This window comes from Micropruina sp. (assembly GCF_047606365.1).
In the GTDB taxonomy this organism is placed as follows: domain Bacteria; phylum Actinomycetota; class Actinomycetes; order Propionibacteriales; family Propionibacteriaceae; genus Micropruina.
The window spans coordinates 1-16123 of record NZ_JASGEN010000155.1; the positions used below are offsets into that span (position 1 = coordinate 1).

General features: G+C 68.2%; 16 protein-coding genes, 1 tRNA gene and 2 pseudogenes. 9 read left to right on the top strand and 10 right to left on the bottom strand.

The genetic code is table 11. From position 1 onward, the window contains the following. The 4 genes and pseudogenes from QM624_RS17540 to QM624_RS17555 all read right to left on the bottom strand — a co-directional run. A pseudogene (locus QM624_RS17540) lies at positions 1–416 on the bottom strand (pyridine nucleotide-disulfide oxidoreductase); the annotation flags it as partial. A 40-nt stretch (positions 417–456) separates the two neighbouring features. After that, entirely contained in the window at positions 457–1830 is a 1374-nt protein-coding gene (locus tag QM624_RS17545) for an L-serine ammonia-lyase (RefSeq protein WP_415094197.1), read from the bottom strand. 523 nt (positions 1831–2353) lie between these two features. Beyond that, complete coding sequence (locus QM624_RS17550; RefSeq protein WP_415094199.1) at positions 2354–2569, bottom strand: hypothetical protein; 216 nt, start codon at positions 2567–2569, stop codon at positions 2354–2356. A 356-nt stretch (positions 2570–2925) separates the two neighbouring features. Further along, complete coding sequence (locus QM624_RS17555; protein ID WP_415094201.1) at positions 2926–3672, bottom strand: AraC family transcriptional regulator; 747 nt, start codon at positions 3670–3672, stop codon at positions 2926–2928. A gap of 54 nt (positions 3673–3726) precedes the next feature. Between QM624_RS17555 and QM624_RS17560 the strand changes: the two genes are divergently transcribed. Continuing rightward, the gene (locus tag QM624_RS17560) at positions 3727–4107 is read left to right on the top strand and encodes a VOC family protein (protein ID WP_415094203.1); all 381 of its coding nucleotides are present in this window, start codon (positions 3727–3729) and stop codon (positions 4105–4107) included. A gap of 31 nt (positions 4108–4138) precedes the next feature. Here QM624_RS17560 and QM624_RS17565 read toward each other — a convergent pair whose 3' ends face one another. The 3 genes from QM624_RS17565 to QM624_RS17575 form a co-directional block, all read right to left on the bottom strand. Further along, positions 4139–4579, bottom strand: a complete 441-nt coding sequence (locus tag QM624_RS17565; protein WP_415094205.1) for a PIN domain-containing protein — start codon at positions 4577–4579, stop codon at positions 4139–4141. Then, the gene (locus QM624_RS17570; protein ID WP_415094207.1) at positions 4576–4791 is read right to left on the bottom strand and encodes a type II toxin-antitoxin system VapB family antitoxin; all 216 of its coding nucleotides are present in this window, start codon (positions 4789–4791) and stop codon (positions 4576–4578) included. Before QM624_RS17570 ends, QM624_RS17565 begins: the two co-directional genes overlap by 4 nt. Positions 4792–5049: 258 nt before the next feature. Then, positions 5050–5123 (bottom strand) — tRNA-Gly (locus QM624_RS17575). Positions 5124–5379: 256 nt separating this feature from the next. On the opposite strand from QM624_RS17575, the gene QM624_RS17580 reads away from it, so the two are divergent. From QM624_RS17580 to QM624_RS17590, 3 genes are all read left to right on the top strand, one after another. Further along, positions 5380–6000 (top strand): DUF1707 SHOCT-like domain-containing protein, encoded by a 621-nt coding sequence (locus QM624_RS17580; protein WP_415094209.1) that lies wholly within the window; start codon positions 5380–5382, stop codon positions 5998–6000. A 221-nt stretch (positions 6001–6221) separates the two neighbouring features. Then, on the top strand, positions 6222–6713 hold the full coding sequence (locus QM624_RS17585; RefSeq protein ID WP_415094211.1) for a PH domain-containing protein: 492 nt from the start codon (positions 6222–6224) through the stop codon (positions 6711–6713). Continuing rightward, positions 6710–8221, top strand: coding sequence for a PH domain-containing protein (locus tag QM624_RS17590; RefSeq protein ID WP_415094214.1), 1512 nt, complete (start codon positions 6710–6712; stop codon positions 8219–8221). The genes QM624_RS17585 and QM624_RS17590 overlap by 4 nt, the downstream gene beginning before the upstream one ends. A gap of 266 nt (positions 8222–8487) precedes the next feature. On the opposite strand, the gene galE is transcribed toward QM624_RS17590, so the two are convergent. Beyond that, the gene (galE, locus tag QM624_RS17595; protein WP_415094216.1) at positions 8488–9453 is read right to left on the bottom strand and encodes a UDP-glucose 4-epimerase GalE; all 966 of its coding nucleotides are present in this window, start codon (positions 9451–9453) and stop codon (positions 8488–8490) included. 251 nt (positions 9454–9704) lie between these two features. Between galE and ppgK the strand changes: the two genes are divergently transcribed. The 5 genes from ppgK to QM624_RS17620 all read left to right on the top strand — a co-directional run bounded on the left by ppgK (position 9705) and on the right by QM624_RS17620 (position 14460). Further along, on the top strand, positions 9705–10463 hold the full coding sequence (ppgK, locus tag QM624_RS17600; RefSeq protein ID WP_415094218.1) for a polyphosphate--glucose phosphotransferase: 759 nt from the start codon (positions 9705–9707) through the stop codon (positions 10461–10463). Positions 10464–10517: 54 nt separating this feature from the next. Continuing rightward, positions 10518–11468, top strand: coding sequence for a deoxyribose-phosphate aldolase (deoC, locus tag QM624_RS17605; RefSeq protein WP_415094220.1), 951 nt, complete (start codon positions 10518–10520; stop codon positions 11466–11468). Positions 11469–11481: 13 nt separating this feature from the next. After that, positions 11482–12912, top strand: coding sequence for an aldehyde dehydrogenase family protein (locus QM624_RS17610; protein WP_415094221.1), 1431 nt, complete (start codon positions 11482–11484; stop codon positions 12910–12912). Next, the gene (locus tag QM624_RS17615; RefSeq protein ID WP_415094223.1) at positions 12909–13766 is read left to right on the top strand and encodes an aldehyde dehydrogenase family protein; all 858 of its coding nucleotides are present in this window, start codon (positions 12909–12911) and stop codon (positions 13764–13766) included. The genes QM624_RS17610 and QM624_RS17615 overlap by 4 nt, the downstream gene beginning before the upstream one ends. 235 nt (positions 13767–14001) lie before the next feature. Then, positions 14002–14460 (top strand): SRPBCC domain-containing protein, encoded by a 459-nt coding sequence (locus QM624_RS17620; protein ID WP_415094225.1) that lies wholly within the window; start codon positions 14002–14004, stop codon positions 14458–14460. Between the two features lie 606 nt (positions 14461–15066). Here the strand turns inward: QM624_RS17620 and QM624_RS17625 are convergent. Continuing rightward, positions 15067–15630, bottom strand: coding sequence for a hypothetical protein (locus QM624_RS17625; protein ID WP_415094227.1), 564 nt, complete (start codon positions 15628–15630; stop codon positions 15067–15069). Further along, positions 15627–16123 (bottom strand): annotated as a pseudogene (locus QM624_RS17630) (hypothetical protein); the annotation flags it as partial. The gene QM624_RS17625 and the pseudogene QM624_RS17630, both read right to left, overlap by 4 nt.

Here is a 16123-nt window from a genome sequence, read left to right on the forward strand (position 1 = left end):
CGCCACCGGCCCGCTCTGCTGTCGACCAGCAGGTCGCCCTCGGGGTCGGCGTCCGCGCGAGTCACCGCACCCACCGTGACCGGACGCAGGATCGGTAGCGCCAGCTTCTGTTCGTAGGCGGCGAAGTAGCGCGGCACCGCCGTGCGGCTGGGCTCGTCCGGATCGATCGGCGGTTTCGGGAAGCCGGGCAGGTCGAAGATGCCGTTCACCGTCGCCATCCGCAGCGACTCCCAGCGGTGCTGCCAGGCTCCGCCGGGCGCCGACTCGGCGTCCAGCATCACGAAGCTGCGGCCGGCACCGGGGTCGTCGAGTGCACTGCGGTAGCCGCGGCGAGTCAGGTGGTAACCGGCCGACAAGCCCGCCTGTCCCGCCCCGATGACCAGCACCGTTGCGGCGCGAACGCCCGGCTCAGCCATCAGCCCACCGATCCGATGCGGTCGGAAGAGGCGTCATCGATCAGCACTCGATGACGTTGACGGCGAGGCCGCCGCGGGAGGTCTCCTTGTACTTGATCTTCATGTCGGCGCCGGTCTCGCGCATCGTCTTGATCGCCTTGTCCAGGGACACCTTGTGACTGCCGTCGCCGCGCAGCGCGATCCGGGCCGCATTGATGGCGGTGTTGCTGGCGATCGCATTGCGTTCGATGCAGGGAATCTGCACCAGGCCGCCGACCGGGTCGCAAGTCAGGCCCAGGTTGTGTTCGATGCCGATCTCGGCCGCGTTCTCGACCTGTGTCGGCGTCCCGCCCAGCACCTCGCACAGACCGCCGGCGGCCATCGCGCAAGCTGAGCCGACCTCGCCCTGACAGCCCACCTCGGCACCCGAGATGGAGGCGTTCTCCTTGAACAGGATGCCCACAGCGGCGGCAGCCAGCAGGAAGCGCACCACCCCGTCCGAGTCGGCACCGGGCACGAACTTCATGTAGTAGTGCAGCACCGCAGGCACGATTCCGGCCGCCCCGTTGGTGGGTGCGGTGACGATCCGGCCGCCGGACGCGTTCTCCTCGTTCACCGCCAGCGCGAACAGGTCGACCCAGTCCATCGCCCGGATCGGGTCGATCTGGTCGTCGGCGGACTCCAGATCGGCGAGCAGCTTCGGCGCCCGGCGCGGCACCCTCAACCCGCCGGGCAGCAGCGCTTCGGTGCGCGAGCAGCCGGTCCGCACACACTCCTGCATCACCGCCCAAATGTGCAGCAGTTCGGCGCGCAACTCCTCCTCAGTGCGCCAGGAGAGTTCGTTGGCGAGCATCACGTCGCTGACCCGCAGGCCGGTCTCCTGGCAGATCGCCAGCAGTTGCGCTCCAGTGGTGAACGGATACGGCAGCGGGGTGGCGTCCTCGACGATACGGTCGACGCCGATCGCCTGCTCGTCGACCACGAAGCCGCCGCCGACCGAGTAGAAGGTGGCCTCGCGCAGCGGCGTCCCGTCGCCGTCGAAGGCCCGGAAGGTCATGCCGTTGGGGTGGGCGGGCAGGCTGCGGCGGCGGTGCAGGATGAGGTCGTCGTACCAGGAGAAGCCGATCGGACGCCGTCCGGCCAGCAGCAGGCGTCCGGCCTTCACCTCGGCCACCCGGTCATCGACGGTGTCGGTGTCGACGGTCTCGGGGTGCTCCGCCTGCAGGCCGAGTACGACCGCCTTGTCCGAGCCGTGCCCGTGCCCGGTCGCTCCGAGCGACCCGAACAGCTCGGACTGCACCCGGTCGACCCGCTCCAGCAGGCCGTCGGCGTCCAGTCGTTCGACGAACAGCGCGGCCGCCCGCATCGGGCCGACGGTGTGCGACGACGACGGGCCGATCCCGATGGTGAACATGTCCAAGACGCTGAGCGCCATCAGAGACCCCTCGCCGTCGTGGACCCGGACGTCGCGTTGAGCAGCCGCAGTCCTACTGAGAGGCTGGCCATCCTCTCGCTGACGACTGACTCACCCATCGCGGCGTTTCCCTTCGGGTTGGTTGGAAGACGGTGTCGGCAACCCGTCACATCGGCGAATCCATCGCCGACCGCGGGATCGGCGCGCTACCAATCAAGGTTACGTCCCTTTCGAACCGGACGAGACACCGCCGGAGTCTGCGAGACCTCCCTTGCCGTCGGTCGAGCCTGTCGAGACCTCCACCTGGGGATGCGCTGAGCAAACCCCCTTCACCGTCATCCCGGATCCGTCGTCTTCCCGGACTTGATCCGGGATCTCTCCCCACCTGAGAGCCCGGCATGACGTGAGTAATCAGCTAGCAGACCGCCACCCACCGCTGGTCGAGCCTGTCGAGACCCCTCCCGACAGCGCGTTGACAAGGGTGTTTCAACAAGCCGGCCCGTCGGTGAGTCTCACCGACGGGCCGGTCTTTGGTCAGCTGCACTCAGCCCTCATCGTCCTCGTCCAGGCCGGTCCGATGGAGGTAACCGGGCGAACTGTCCCCGCCGTAGCTGGGGTCGACGCCCGGGTAGCGCGGATCGTGCCGGTGCGGAGCGTTCTCACCGCCGTACCCCTGATCCACCGCGGGATCCGAATGCGGATGCGGATGGTCCGCGCCGCCGTAACCCGGGTCGACGTCGTAGGTGTCCCGCTTGGTCATCGCGCACCTCCTTCGGCAGCGGACGCCTGCCGCCGCGCGTTGTCGCGCGCGGGTGCTGCGGAGCCAGGCCTGACCAGGACTTGCCTGTGATTGATCTCGAAGAACATCGCCGTCACCTTTCCGGTCGCGCCGGACTCCACGGTGGAGCCCGGACGGCAACAGCGCGACTGAGCGCGAAGGCATGGCCGAAAAGGGAGAGCGGAAAGCCCCACCTCCGTGCCCAGGCGCGCTGTGCATCGAGGTAGGGACTGTTGGTTGCCGTGGCAACGGTTCTGTAATAAGGGCGAGCCCCACCGCCGCGGCAACTGTAGCGCGCCGGCGAAGAGTCGACCGAACTGCGGGACACAACCGCGTGCTCAGTGCCGAAGGTAGCTGCTCGGCGGTGAACCGAGTTGGCTCCGGAAGGCGGTGACGAAGGCCGAGGGTGTGCTGTAGCCGATGGCGCTCGCTGTCTCGGTGACGGACGTGCCGGCGGCGAGGTAGTGCAGTGAGGCCAGAATGCGGGCGTGTCGTCGCCAGACGCCGAGCGTCATTCCGGTGGCGGCGAGGAACGCGCGTTCCAGGGTGCGCTGACTGACCCCGGCCGTCCGGGCGAGACTGCTGATGGGTCGTGCGGGATCGTCCCGGATCAGCTCGGCGGCGGTGAATGCGATGGCTGAGCCGGCCGGGGACGGCAGCCAGAGCGGCTCGTCGGGAAGCTGGTGGAGTTGGTCGACCAGGAGTGTCAGCAAAGCGCTGTCGACGGGAGCATCGAGGTCGAGGGGGCTGTGCGTCACCGCGTGCAGCAGCAACTCGCGGACCAGACCGGTCACGGTGACGATCCGCGTCTCGGAAGGCAGTGCGTTCAGCCGGGACGCGAAGTAGAGGGTCCGCACCGCGACTCGGAACCGGTTGACGATCCGCACCTGCTCCCCGGCCGGTATCCACAGCGCTCGCGCGGGTGGCACCGTCCACGACCCGGCGGCGGTGGAGACCGTCATCGTCCCGGACGCGGCGTAGACGAGTTGATCCCAGCCGGCGGCGACGGGCAGCCGCGCGGCCCCTGGCGGATGGGTGACGGCATAGCCGCGAACCAATGGTTCGTCGTGTCGTGTTTTCGACATATATCGTCACACATTAGATGGTCTGACAAGGCGTCGCCTTGAAACCATGGGCGCATGCCAGCACAGCTCGCGCACTTCGCGCTCAACGCCGACGACGTCCCGGCCGCACGGACGTTCTATGAGCAGGTCTTCGGCTGGACGTTCACCGCCTGGGGACCGCCGGATTTCTACCACATCCACACCGGCACCGAGGAGGGCCCTCGCGTGCAGGGGGCATTGCAGCAGCGGCGCGAACTCATCGCCGGTAAGCCGACCCTCACCCCCGAGTGCACGTTCGCCGTCGGCGACGTCGATGCGACCGCGCAGGCAGTCGTCGCGGCGGGCGGCAGAATCCTGATGGAGCGGTTCACGATCAGCGGCGTCGGCCACCTGATCTTCTTCGAAGACCTCGCGGGGAACGCGATCGGAGCGATGCAGTACGACCCAGCCGACTGATTGGGGCGTCCAGGCCGCGAGCTCTCTCGGACTACTCCGTCGTCGGCGAGTTCGCCGTGGGGTCTGCCGGCGCGATGTATTCGTGCCGCAGCTGCGTCACCCGCGCGATGTGGTCGAAGTCATGGTCCGCCGTCAGCACGGTCGCATCGTTCACGAGGGCGTATCCGGCGATGAGGATGTCTGCCGCACCGGCTGCGCGCACGAGCCCGGCCCGCCACAGCGCGGCCTGGACGTCCAGCACGAGCGATTCGTCGGGAGCGTGCTCCAGCGGGAATCCCATGGAGATCCGCTCCCGATATCGGTCGTGCTCCGAGGGAGTTCGGGCGCTATGGCAGAACTCCAGCACCTGTGGCGGGCAGGTAACGAACAGGTCCGCCGGGGCGCGCTCAATGGCTCGCAGCCGCGCGGTGATCACCGGGTCCCCTGTGGCGAGCCTCGCCCAGACGGAGTTGTCGACCAGGTAGTCGGTCACTGGGCGGCGGAGACGTCAGTCGCGATCGGCGCACCGAGTTCGCCGGGCAGATCGGACAGTTCCGCGATGCCGTCGATCATCGTGCCCTTCTGCTTGGCGGCGATCAGCCGGCGTAACGCCAGGTCCAGCACGGCCCGGTTGGACTTCTCGCCGGTAAGTGCGCGCGCACGCGCGATCAGTTGCGGATCCAGATCGACGCTCGTCAATGCCATGATGTGTTCCTTCGTCAGCTATATGGCTGATTATATATCGCACCCATGGCGCTGGAGGTCACGATGACGACGAGTTCGAGCCCGGGGCGGCCTGGCGCCTCGCGCACCTCGCCATCCGACCACGCAGTGCGCCCTTGGACGGCCGGCTTCACGGCCCGAAGCGACCCCTCCGTTTGGGCACATGGCGGATACAGGTCGGGAACCTGCCGATTACCGCTGTCATATCGAACAGCCAATCGTCGTTGGCGAGGCTATTTATGGAGCGGGCGACGGGAATCGAACCCGCATTCTCAGCTTGGGAAGCTGATGTTCTGCCATTGAACTACGCCCGCACGATCGCGCGGATCGGCCCGGTCAGTGTAGCCCGAACGCCCCGTCCGGCGCACAATCAGCGGTTCGGGCGAGCTGACTGACCACAACGGACGCCGCTGGCGCCCTGCAGTGCGGCAGTCGCGCGATTTCCCGTCAGTCACCTTCTGGACCGGGGCTTCGGGCATGCATCGCCGAGGTCAGGGAGACCCCGATACCAACCCTGGACGGAGGCCGGCTCCCCATCCATCGGGCGCGGGCGGGACTAGCGTCAGCCTTATGAGCTTTCCCGAACCCAGCGATGTCGGTCCCGCCGTCGGCGGGAATCTACCCGTCTCCGAAACCGATCGGGGCAAGGTGGTCACCCTGCTCGAATCGGCCTATGCCGAGGGCCGGATCACGACCGCCGAACATGCCGAGCGAATGCAGGCGGCGGCGGACGCCGAGACCTTCGACGACCTCGTCCCACTCACCCGTGACCTGGTTGCGCTGGATGCGCCGTCCGCACCCACCCCGTCCTGGTCGCAGGCACCCGGCCAGGCCGGCGCCGAACCCGAACTGATCGTCACCCTGTTCGGCTCCACCGAGCGGCGCGGCCGTTGGCAGCCTCGCCGCAACCTCAGCGTGCTGAACCTGTTCGGCGGCACGGTGCTCGATCTCCGCGAGGCGATCTTCACCGACAACACCTGCGAGATCAACGTGTTCTGCCTGTTCGGCGGCATCGAGGTGCTGGTGCCCGAGGGGACCGAACTCGAGAACCGGGCGCTGGCGGTCTTCGGCGGCGCCGGCGCCAAGGTCACCACCCCTCCGGCACCGGGCGCCCCGAAGGTCGTGCTCCGCGGTTTCGTCGGGTTCGGCGGCGTCGACGCCCGCGTGAAGCGCTTGAAGAAGAAGGACTGAGGCGCCCCTCGTCCTTGGGCCGGCTGGACGACAACTGGCTGGGTCTGCCGAACCTCCTTCGCCGGCGGGGTCTCGACAAGCTCGACCGACGAGATTCAGCTGTTTCCTGGGAAAGCGCTGATCATCCACGTCATCCCGGGCTCTCGGGCGACAGAGATCCCGGATCAAGTCCGGGATGACGATGGACGAGCTTTGATCAGCGCATCCCTAAGCTGAACCGCATGGACGACACCCTGTTCGCCCCGCCCGCGCACGAATGGCTGCGGATCTCGCCCGCCTACACCACGGTGGTGCGCGTCCGGATGCTGCTGACGACGGCGGTGATGACCGGGGTGGCGACCGTGCCGGTCTGGTTGTTCCTCGACTGGCGCTGGGGATCGGCGGTGATCGCGGTCGGCCTGATCTGGGCGGGCTGGCAGTGGTTCCGGCTGGCTCGCTGGGTGCGGGCCTGGGGCTATGTCGAGCGCGACGAGGATCTGTACCTGACCCATGGGCTGTGGTTCCGGGAGCTCACGGTCATTCCCTACGGCCGGATGCAGGCCGTCAAGGTGGAAAGCGGGCCTCTGACCAGATCATTGGGCCTTGCCAGCGTCGAATTGGTGACAGCGAGCCTGCAGTCGGGCGCCAAGATCCCAGGGCTGCCGAGGGACGAGGCCGAGCAGTTGCGCGACCGATTGACCGCGATCGGCATCGGCGACCAGGACGGCCTGTGAGCATTCCGCCGAGCCGGTTCTCCGGCGTCCCCGATCCTCGCCTGACGCGTTGGCGACCCAACCCGGACGGCGTGAGCGGAGCTGCCGAGTTCGGCGCCCACGCTCCCGCTGTTTCGGCGCCGTCCGGCGGCGCCCAGGGCAAGCTGGTCGAGAAGCCGCACCCGCTCACCCCGCTGGTGCGCGCCTGGGTGCTTGTCGTGGCGGTGGCCTGGGCGGTCGGGCGTGAACTACTCAACGGCGGCGACGGCTTCCGGCTGCCACCGCTCACCTGGCTCACCGCGGTCGGTGCGGTGATCGTGCTCGTGCTGATCGGCTTCGCCTACCTGGATTGGCGGGCCACCTCGTTCATCGTCGACCACAGCGAGCTGCGGATCGAGACCGGGGTGTTCACCAAGACCTCGCAACGCATCCGGTTCGACCGCATCCAGTCGGTCGACATCACCGAGCCGTTCGCCGCCCGGCTGCTCGGGCTGGCCGAGATCTCCATCGACGTCGGTGCCGAGGGCGGACACAAGCTGCGCTACCTCTCCCGCACCCGGGCAGCGGCGGTGCGGGACTATCTGCTGGCCCGAGCCCACGGCATCCGTCCGGTGGATTTGGCTCAGCACGTCCAGACGAGTGTCTTCACCGACCACGGCGTGGCCGATGAGGTGCTGGTGCGGGTGCCGCCGCAGCGTCTGCTGCTGGGCGCGGTGCTGTCCCACGAGCTGCTGCTGGTGACGGTGCCGCTGCTGCTGATCGGCATTGCGCTCGCCCTCGACGAACGCGGCCGCGAGGCGGTGGCGATCAGCCCCTGGCTGTTGATCGGTGTGCTGCTGCCGGCGCTCGGCGGCCTGTGGAGCTTCGTCCTGCACCGGGTCATCGGGCAGTGGAACTACGCGTTCCTGCGCAGTGGACCGGGCTTGAAGGTGACCCGCGGACTGACCAGCCTGACCAGCCAGTCGGTGCCGCGCCATCGCATTCAGTCGTTGCGGATCGCGCAGCCGCTGTGGTGGCGCCGGCTCGGCTTGTACCGGGTGGATATGGCCGTGCTGGGCAATCACGGGCTGGCCCACGACGAGGACCAGGCCGGCACCACCAGCATCCTGCTGCCGGTCGGCACCAGGGCCGAGGTCGAACTGGTGCTGGGCACCATCTGGCCGGGACTACAGCTGGACGACATCGACGTCCGGCCGTCCCCCGAGCGGGCCCGCTGGCTGCAACCGTTCAGCCATCGCTGGGTGGGCTGGGGCTACGACGACTCGGTGCTGCTCACCCGCGCCGGCTGGTTCACCCGGGTGCAGATGATCGTGCCGCACGCCCGCGTCCAGTCCCTCGCGGTCGAGCAGGGTCCGATCAGGCGGCGGCTCGGTCTGGCCACCGTCGGCTTCCACACCACCCAGATCCTGGCCACCAGCGCGGCCCGGAACATCTCGTCCGACCTGGCCCGCACCCTGCTGCTCGACGAAACCTCACGGGCCCGGACGGCGCGACTGGGCACCCTGCTCGAGACCCCACCCGCCGCCTGACCCCATCGAAACCACCTCGACCACCGAGGTGCTTTCGAACATTGGGGCGGTTCGAACATTGGGGGACGGTTCTTCCGGATGCGAAAATCGCACGTCAAAGGGACGGTTCTCTCGCGAGGTCTGTCCCCCGGCGTGCGAGTTTCGAACGAGAAAGAACCGTCCCCGATTGTTCGAGCTCTGTCGAACCACCGCTGGTTGAGCTTGTCGAAACCATCCGACTGGCGCGTAGAGGTCTCGGCAGGCTCAACCGACAAGAGCGTCGGTGGTTAGTGGGCGCGGCGGGCGTCCCAGGCGCTGCGGACCATGTCGTCCACGGTGTGCCGCATCTGCCAATCCAGGTCGGCGGCAGCGGCTTGGCCGTCGGCGACGATCCGGGCCGGGTCGCCCGGACGCCGCGGGCCCACCTCGGGGGTGAACTCGATGCCGGTGACGCGGCGCATGGCGTCCATGATCTGCAGCACGCTGAGTCCGTCGCCGCTGCCCAGGTTGTACGCCGGACGCAGCGGCCGGCCCGCCTCCAGCGCCTGGGCGGCCGCCACATGGGAGACCGCGAGGTCGCCGACGTGGACGTAGTCGCGCACGCAGCTGCCGTCCGGGGTCGGGTAGTCGGTGCCGTTGACCTTCGGCGTCCGACCCTCGATGAGCGCCTCAAGGACGATCGGGAACAGGTTGTGCGGACTGGCGTCGTAGACCTCGTTGCTGGCCGAGCCGACCACGTTGAAGTAGCGCAGGCTGACCCCGGCGAACTCGGGCCAGGCCCGGGCCACATCGGCGATCAGCCACTCGCCGATCAGTTTCGACTCCCCGTACGGCGATTCCGGACGGGTCGGCGAAGCCTCGGTGACGAGCTCGGTTTCGGGCGTGCCGTACACGGCGGCGCTGGACGAGAACACCATCTTGTTCACTCCGGCGCGGTGCATCGCGTCGAGCACCTTGGCGATTCCGGTGACGTTCTGGTTGTAGGTGTGCAGCGGCCGATTCACCGACACCCCGGCGTATTTGAAGCCCGCGACGTGCACCACACCCGCGCAATCGTGCGCGGACAGTGTCTCGGTCAGGGTCTCGACGTCGAGGACGTCGCCCTGCACGAACGGGACGCCGTCGGGAACAAAGCCCGCGAACCCCGAGGAAAGGTCGTCATAGACGACCGGGGTAATGCCGACCGCAGCGAAGGCGCGCACCACGTGGGCACCGATATATCCGGCACCGCCGGTCACCAACCATGAACTCACGGTCACAGTCTGGCAAACCCCGCCGCGCTCGCCCAACCGGTGGCTCATCCGCTGGAGCTCGACGCCGTGAGTGACCGAAAGAACCGTCCCCAGTGACCGAAGGAACCGTCCCCGGTGACCGTGGGGACGGTTCTTTTGGTCACCAGCGGACGGGCGGGAACCTTCCGCTCGCGGCGGGTGTCTCCCAGACACTGCTCAAGCGGCGACGGTCCTCTCGACAGGGCTACCTGGGGAACCTCTAGGGTTCCGTCATGACTTCGAATTTTGCACTCGGCATCGATATCGGCGGCTCGGGCATCAAGGGCGCCCTGGTCGACCTGACGGCCGGTGACTTCGCGACAGAGCGGTTGCGCATCGATACGCCGTCCGAATCGACCCCGGCGAATGTGGCCGCCGTCGTCGGCGAGATCGTGGAGAACTTCGCTGATCAGCTCGGCGACGGACCGATCGGCATCACCATTCCGGCGATCGTGCAGCATGGCGTCACCATCTCGGCGGCCAATATTCACGAGTCCTGGGTGAACTGTCCGGCCGAGCAGATCTTCGAAGACGCCCTGGGTCGCGACATCGTGCTGGTCAACGACGCGGACGCCGCCGGCGTCGCCGAGGTCGGCTTCGGTGCGGCCAAGGGACATCCCGGCCTGGTCATCGTCACCACCCTGGGCACCGGCATCGGATCGGCGATCATCCACCGCGGTGTGCTGGTGCCGAACTCCGAGCTCGGTCACCTGGAGATCGACGGCTACGACGCCGAGAAGCGGGCTGCGTCCAGCGCACGAGAGCGCGAAGGCCTGAAGTGGAGCGAGTACGTGCCGCGGCTGCAGCGCTACTACGAGACGGTGGAGTTCCTGTTCTCCCCCGACCTGATGGTAGTCGGCGGCGGCATCAGCAAGAAGGCCGACAAATTCCTGCCCAAGCTGAAGCTGCGGACGCCGATCGTCCCGGCCCAGTTGCAGAACCGCGCCGGCATCGTCGGCGCCGCCTGGCTGGCGGCGGCGGAAGCGAGCTGACTCCCGGACGACTCGGATGAACAAACCGTCTGAGCCGGTCACTATGCTGCCTGGGTGAGTACGACACTGCAGTCGAACCTGGCCGACGTGACGGCCTCGGACGCGGCATTGCGCCGTTTCCTGCACGGCCTGCCCGGCGTCGATCAGGTCGGCGCCGACCAGCGGGCGGCGTCCCTGGGCAGCCGGTCGATCAAGACCACCGCGAAGCAGTGGGCGCTCGATCTGGCCATCGGCATGGTCGACCTGACCACCCTGGAGGGCATGGACACCCCGGGCAAGGTGCGGGCGCTGTGCAGCAAGGCGATGCGTCCCGACCCGGCCGATCCGTCCTGCCCGCACACCGCGGCAATCTGCGTCTACGGCGACATGGTCGGCATCGCCAAGGACGCGCTGCAGGGCTCCGACGTGAAGGTGGCCGCGGTGGCGACCGCGTTCCCGTCCGGACGCGCCTCGCGTCGCGTCCGGCTGGCCGACGTCACCGAGGCAGCAGCGGCCGGCGCCGACGAGATCGACATGGTGATCGACCGGGGCGCGTTCCTGTCCGGCCGCTACCTGGAGGTGTTCGAGGACATCGCCGCCGTCCGCGAGGCCTGCGGCACGGCGCACCTGAAGGTGATTTTCGAGACCGGCGAGCTGCAGACCTACGACAACGTGCGCCGGGCGTCCTGGCTGGCGATGCTGGCCGGCGCGCACTTCATCAAGACCTCCACCGGCAAGATCCAGCCGGCGGCCACCCTGCCGGTGACGCTGGTGATGGTGGAAGCCGTCCGCGACTTCCGGCTGGCCACCGGACGGCAGGTCGGGGTGAAACCGGCCGGCGGCATCCGCAGCTCCAAGGACGCGATCAAGTATCTGGTGATGGTGAACGAGATCGCCGGGCCGGACTGGCTGAGCCCGGACTGGTTCCGATTCGGGGCGTCCACGCTGCTCAACGACCTGCTGATGCAGCGCACCAAGATGGCCACCGGACGCTACTCCGGCCCCGACTACTTCACTCTCGACTGACCCAGGGACACCCATGAGCATCAGCTTCGACTACGCCCCGGCGCCGGAATCGCGCTCGATCGTCGACATCAAACCCGCCTACGGGCTGTTCATCGGCGGCGATTTCGTCGATGGGCGCGGCAACGACTTCAGCACCATCAATCCGGCCACCGAGGAGGTGTTGGCGCAGGTCAGCGAGGCCTCCGAGGCCGACGTGGACGCCGCTGTCGTGGCCGCCCGGAAGGCGTTCGGCCCGTGGTCGCGGATGTCCGGCGCCGAACGCGGCAAATACCTGTTCCGGATCGCCCGGCTGCTGGCCGAGCGGTCCCGGGAGTTCGCGGTGCTGGAATCGATCGACAACGGCAAGCCGATCAAGGAGTCCCGGGACGTCGACGTGCCCACCGCGGCCGCCCACTTCTTCTACTACGCAGGCTGGGCCGACAAGCTGGAATACGCCGGCTTCGGACCCAACCCGCAGCCGCTCGGGGTAGCCGGGCAGGTGATTCCGTGGAACTTCCCGCTGCTGATGCTGTCCTGGAAGATCGCCCCGGCGCTGGCCTGCGGCAACACCGTGGTGCTCAAGCCCGCCGAGACCACCCCGCTAACCGCGCTGCTGTTCGCCGAGATCTGCCAGCAGGCCGACCTACCGCCCGGCGTGGTCAACATCATCACCGGTGCCGGTGAGACCGGACGCGCCCTGATCGCCCACCACGACATCGACAAGGTGGCGTTCACCGGGTCGACCGAGGTCGGCAAGTCGATCGCCCGCACCGTGGCCGGCACCGACAAGCGGGTCACCCTGGAGTTGGGCGGCAAGGCGGCCAACATCGTCTTCGACGACGCCCCGATCGACCAGGCCGTCGAGGGCATCGTCAACGGCATCTTCTTCAACCAGGGCCACGTCTGCTGCGCCGGCTCACGGCTGCTGGTGCAGGAGTCGGTGGCTGAGGAGGTGCTGGCCAAGCTGAAGGCCCGGATGGCCACCCTGCGGCTGGGCGATCCGCTGGACAAGAACACCGACATCGGGGCGATCAACTCGGCCGAGCAGTTGGCCAAGATCCGGCGGCTCTCCGACATCGGCGAGGCCGAGGGTGCGGGCCGCTGGTCGCCGGCCTGCGCGCTGCCCGACAAGGGGTTCTGGTTCGCGCCGACGATCTTCACCGGGGTCTCCCAGGCGCACCGGATCGCCCGCGAGGAGATCTTCGGTCCGGTGTTGTCGGTGCTCACCTTCCGCACCCCGAAGGAGGCGGTCGAGAAGGCCAACAACACCCCGTTCGGGTTGTCCGCGGGCATCTGGACCGAGAAGGGCTCCCGGATCCTGTGGATGGCTTCGCAGCTGCGTGCCGGCGTGGTGTGGAGCAATACGTTCAACCGCTTCGACCCGGCCAGCCCGTTCGGCGGGTACAAGGAGTCGGGGTACGGCCGCGAGGGCGGCCGGCACGGGCTGGAAGGGTACCTGCAGTGAGCCGCACGGACGTCCGCAAGACCTACAAGCTGTACATCGGCGGCACCTTTCCACGCTCGGAATCGGGCCGCACCTACCTGGTCAACGACGCCTCCGGGAACCTGCTGGCGAACGCGTCGCAGGCGTCCCGCAAGGATGCCCGGGACGCGGTGAAGGCGGCCCGGTCCGCCTTCGGCGGCTGGTCGTCGCGGACGGCGTACAACCGTGGCCAGGTGGTCTACCGGGTCGCCGAGGTGCTCGAGTCGAGGCGGGCCCAGTTCGAGGCCGAGATCGTCGCGGCTGTCGGCGCCAAGCCGGCCGAGGCACGGGCCGAGGTGGACGCCGCGATCGACCGGCTGGTCTGGTACGCCGGCTGGACGGACAAGATCGCCCACGTGGACGGCGCCGCGAACCCCGTTGCCGGACCCTACTTCAACCTGTCGACGCCGGAACCGACCGGGGTGGTCGCGGTGCTCGCGCCGGAGTCCCCGCTGCTCGGGCTGGTGTCGGTGGTGGCGCCACTGATCGCGGTCGGCAACACCTGTGTGGTGGTCGCCTCGCAGCCCGCGCCGTTGCTAGCGATCACCTTCGCCGAGGTGCTGGCCACGTCCGACGTGCCGGGCGGGGTGGTGAACATCCTGACCGGGGACGCCGCCGAGATCGGGCCGTGGCTGGCCTCCCACATGGACGTCAACGGCCTCGACCTGGCCGGGGTGACGGACGCCGACCTGGCCCGCGACCTGGAGATCGCCGCCGCCGACAACCTGAAACGGGTACGCCGTCGGGGTGTTGAGGACCTGGCCGCCACACCGGAACTCGACCGGATGACCCGTTTCCTGGAGATCAAGACGGTCTGGCACCCGATGGGTCTCTGAACCGCTGTCTGCCGAGATCCCGGCGTTCGCCGGGATGACGATCTTCGCCCGTGCCCGCCGCCGGTCGAGCCCGTCGAGACCGGCCGGGCCACCGCCGGTCGAGCCTGTCGAGACCCCAACCAGCCCACCGCCGGTCGAGCTTGTCGAGACCCTTCCGGACGGGTTTCGACAGGCTCAACCCTCGGTGTGCGGCACGCTCGACCGACGAACCGCAGCGCTTCCGTAGGCTGCCGGCATGACCACCGTCTACACCGCCGAACTGCCGATCCCGGTCGGTGCCGGCGCCATTTGGGCAGTGTTGGTCGATCCGGCGCAACACACCCGACTGGACGACTCGGGCACCGTCGGCACACCCGTCACCGAGGATCTACTCAGCCATGCCGGGCAGGTGTTCACCATGAACATGAGCTGGGACGACGGTACGGAGGTCACTCGATACCGGTCCGACAACCACGTCACGATCTTAGTCCCACAGCGCTCCATCGCCTGGATGACCGCCCTGGTCGGCGGGCCGCCGCTGGGCTGGACCTGGCGATACGACCTCACCCCCATCGACGGCGGCACCGAGGTGACCCTGACCTACGACTGGACCGGCACCTCGGAGGAGAACATCGAGCGCTTCGGCGTCCCGAACCGGACGCCGGAACAGCTCCAGGCCACCCTGCTCCGGCTGGCCCGGCTGATCGCCCGCTGAGCTAAATGATCAGCGTGACCCCCGCTGGTCGAGCTTGTCGAAACCTCTCGCCAGCACCATGCGGTAAGAGGTCTCGACAGTCTCGCCCCGCCTCCGCGCAGGACGAACGCCGTGTCCTCCGTTAGTCCAGTCGATATCTCCACCGTGCTGTGCGGAGCTGCCGGACAGGGCCGGCAGCATCGCGGGCGCGGTGCGATTGGCGATGGGTGATGATGCGCATGGGGTCTGTCGGAGCGACGTTGGTGGCAGGCAGTCGAAGGCACTCTGGACCGCGAACTTGCTGGGTCAGTTCGGCGGTCGAAGCGCTGTTGGCGTAGCGCCCACACCTGATGCCCAGTTTGCCGGTCCGTGCTGTTGCTGGTCGATGGTGACCTGGACCAGGTCTCGCCGGCTGATTGGACGGGCCAGGTGGAGACACTGACCCGTTTGTCGAGGCTGGGGCCCGCCGTGCGTGAGCATTGTGGTGAATCCTGGGTGACGACGACGCCCTTGTGCTGACTGCCCTTCTTCGGGCGCAGGTGTGTCGCCGTGGGCAGATGGGCCGACCGTCGGCTGGGCAGGCGACGGGCTTTGAAGCGCTCCTCGGTCTGCGGAGTTCAGCCCATGTCATTTCTGGGCTCGGGTCTGTTCGGATTGGTGATCGTCATGTTTGGTGAGCCAGATGGTGGTTCCCGCGAGGGCTGCCACGGCCGCCGAGGTCGCGGCGATGGTCCACTGGTCGGAGGTGATGGGGCTGTTGCTGACGAGGCTGATCAGTGGTGCCGCGAGTGCTGTGGCGAGCATCAGCACCGCGAGCACAGACAGGCTGGCGGCAAGGTAGCCGATGCTGAGTCGTGTGTTTCGGTGGTTGCTTGCTCGGACGGCGGTGAGGTGGTGGCCGGCGAGGACGAGCAGTGCGGCCTGCAGGGTGGTGGTGAGGGTCGGAGTGGCGAGGCCGGTGAGCCACCAGGCTCCCATGGTCAGGATCCATGCTGCGGCACCGGGGGAATCGGGCCGGAGGAGGGCCCAGCCGATGGCTGCTGCTGCTGCGGCCGCCAGTATCCATGGGTGTTGGTGGTTGGTGGCGCGGAAGCAGACGGTTGTCGCGGTGATCAGAAGTGTGGCTTGGAGTGCGGTGAGGATCCACGCCGGTACCCCTATGGTCGGTGTTGCTTGGTCCTGTGTGGTCATCGGCGGGCCTTTCGTGGTCCGCGGGAGGCGGCGAGGGCGGCCAGCAGCGGCGCGAGGCTGGCTTGGCCTTGCCAGCGGCTGACCGGGATGCCTTGCTGGCGCAGGCGGCGGAGGTCGTGGCTGCGTTCGAGTGCGCGGATTCGTAGCGCGTTCGCATTGTTGGTCGGGTGCTGGCTGAAGGGCGTGGGGAAGGTGTCGACGATGGCGAGTTCGTGGCCGGCCCGGTGCAGGGCATCAATCGTTTGCAGAGTGTGCGTGGCGAGCAGGGGGCTGCAGACGAAGGTCAGGGTGTGGGGCCGGACGCGGAGCGCGGGCAGGGTGGGCTTATCGGACGTGGTTCGGTCGAGTCGGCTGAGCAGGTCGAGGAGGCGGCGAGTCTGGTTGCGGCCGGTGCCGAACGGCAGGGTGGGGATTCGCCCGCCCAGGTCGTGCAGGGCGATCCGGTCGCCGAGCCAGGCGTAGTGGTGGGCGACGGCGGAGGCGGCTTCGCAGC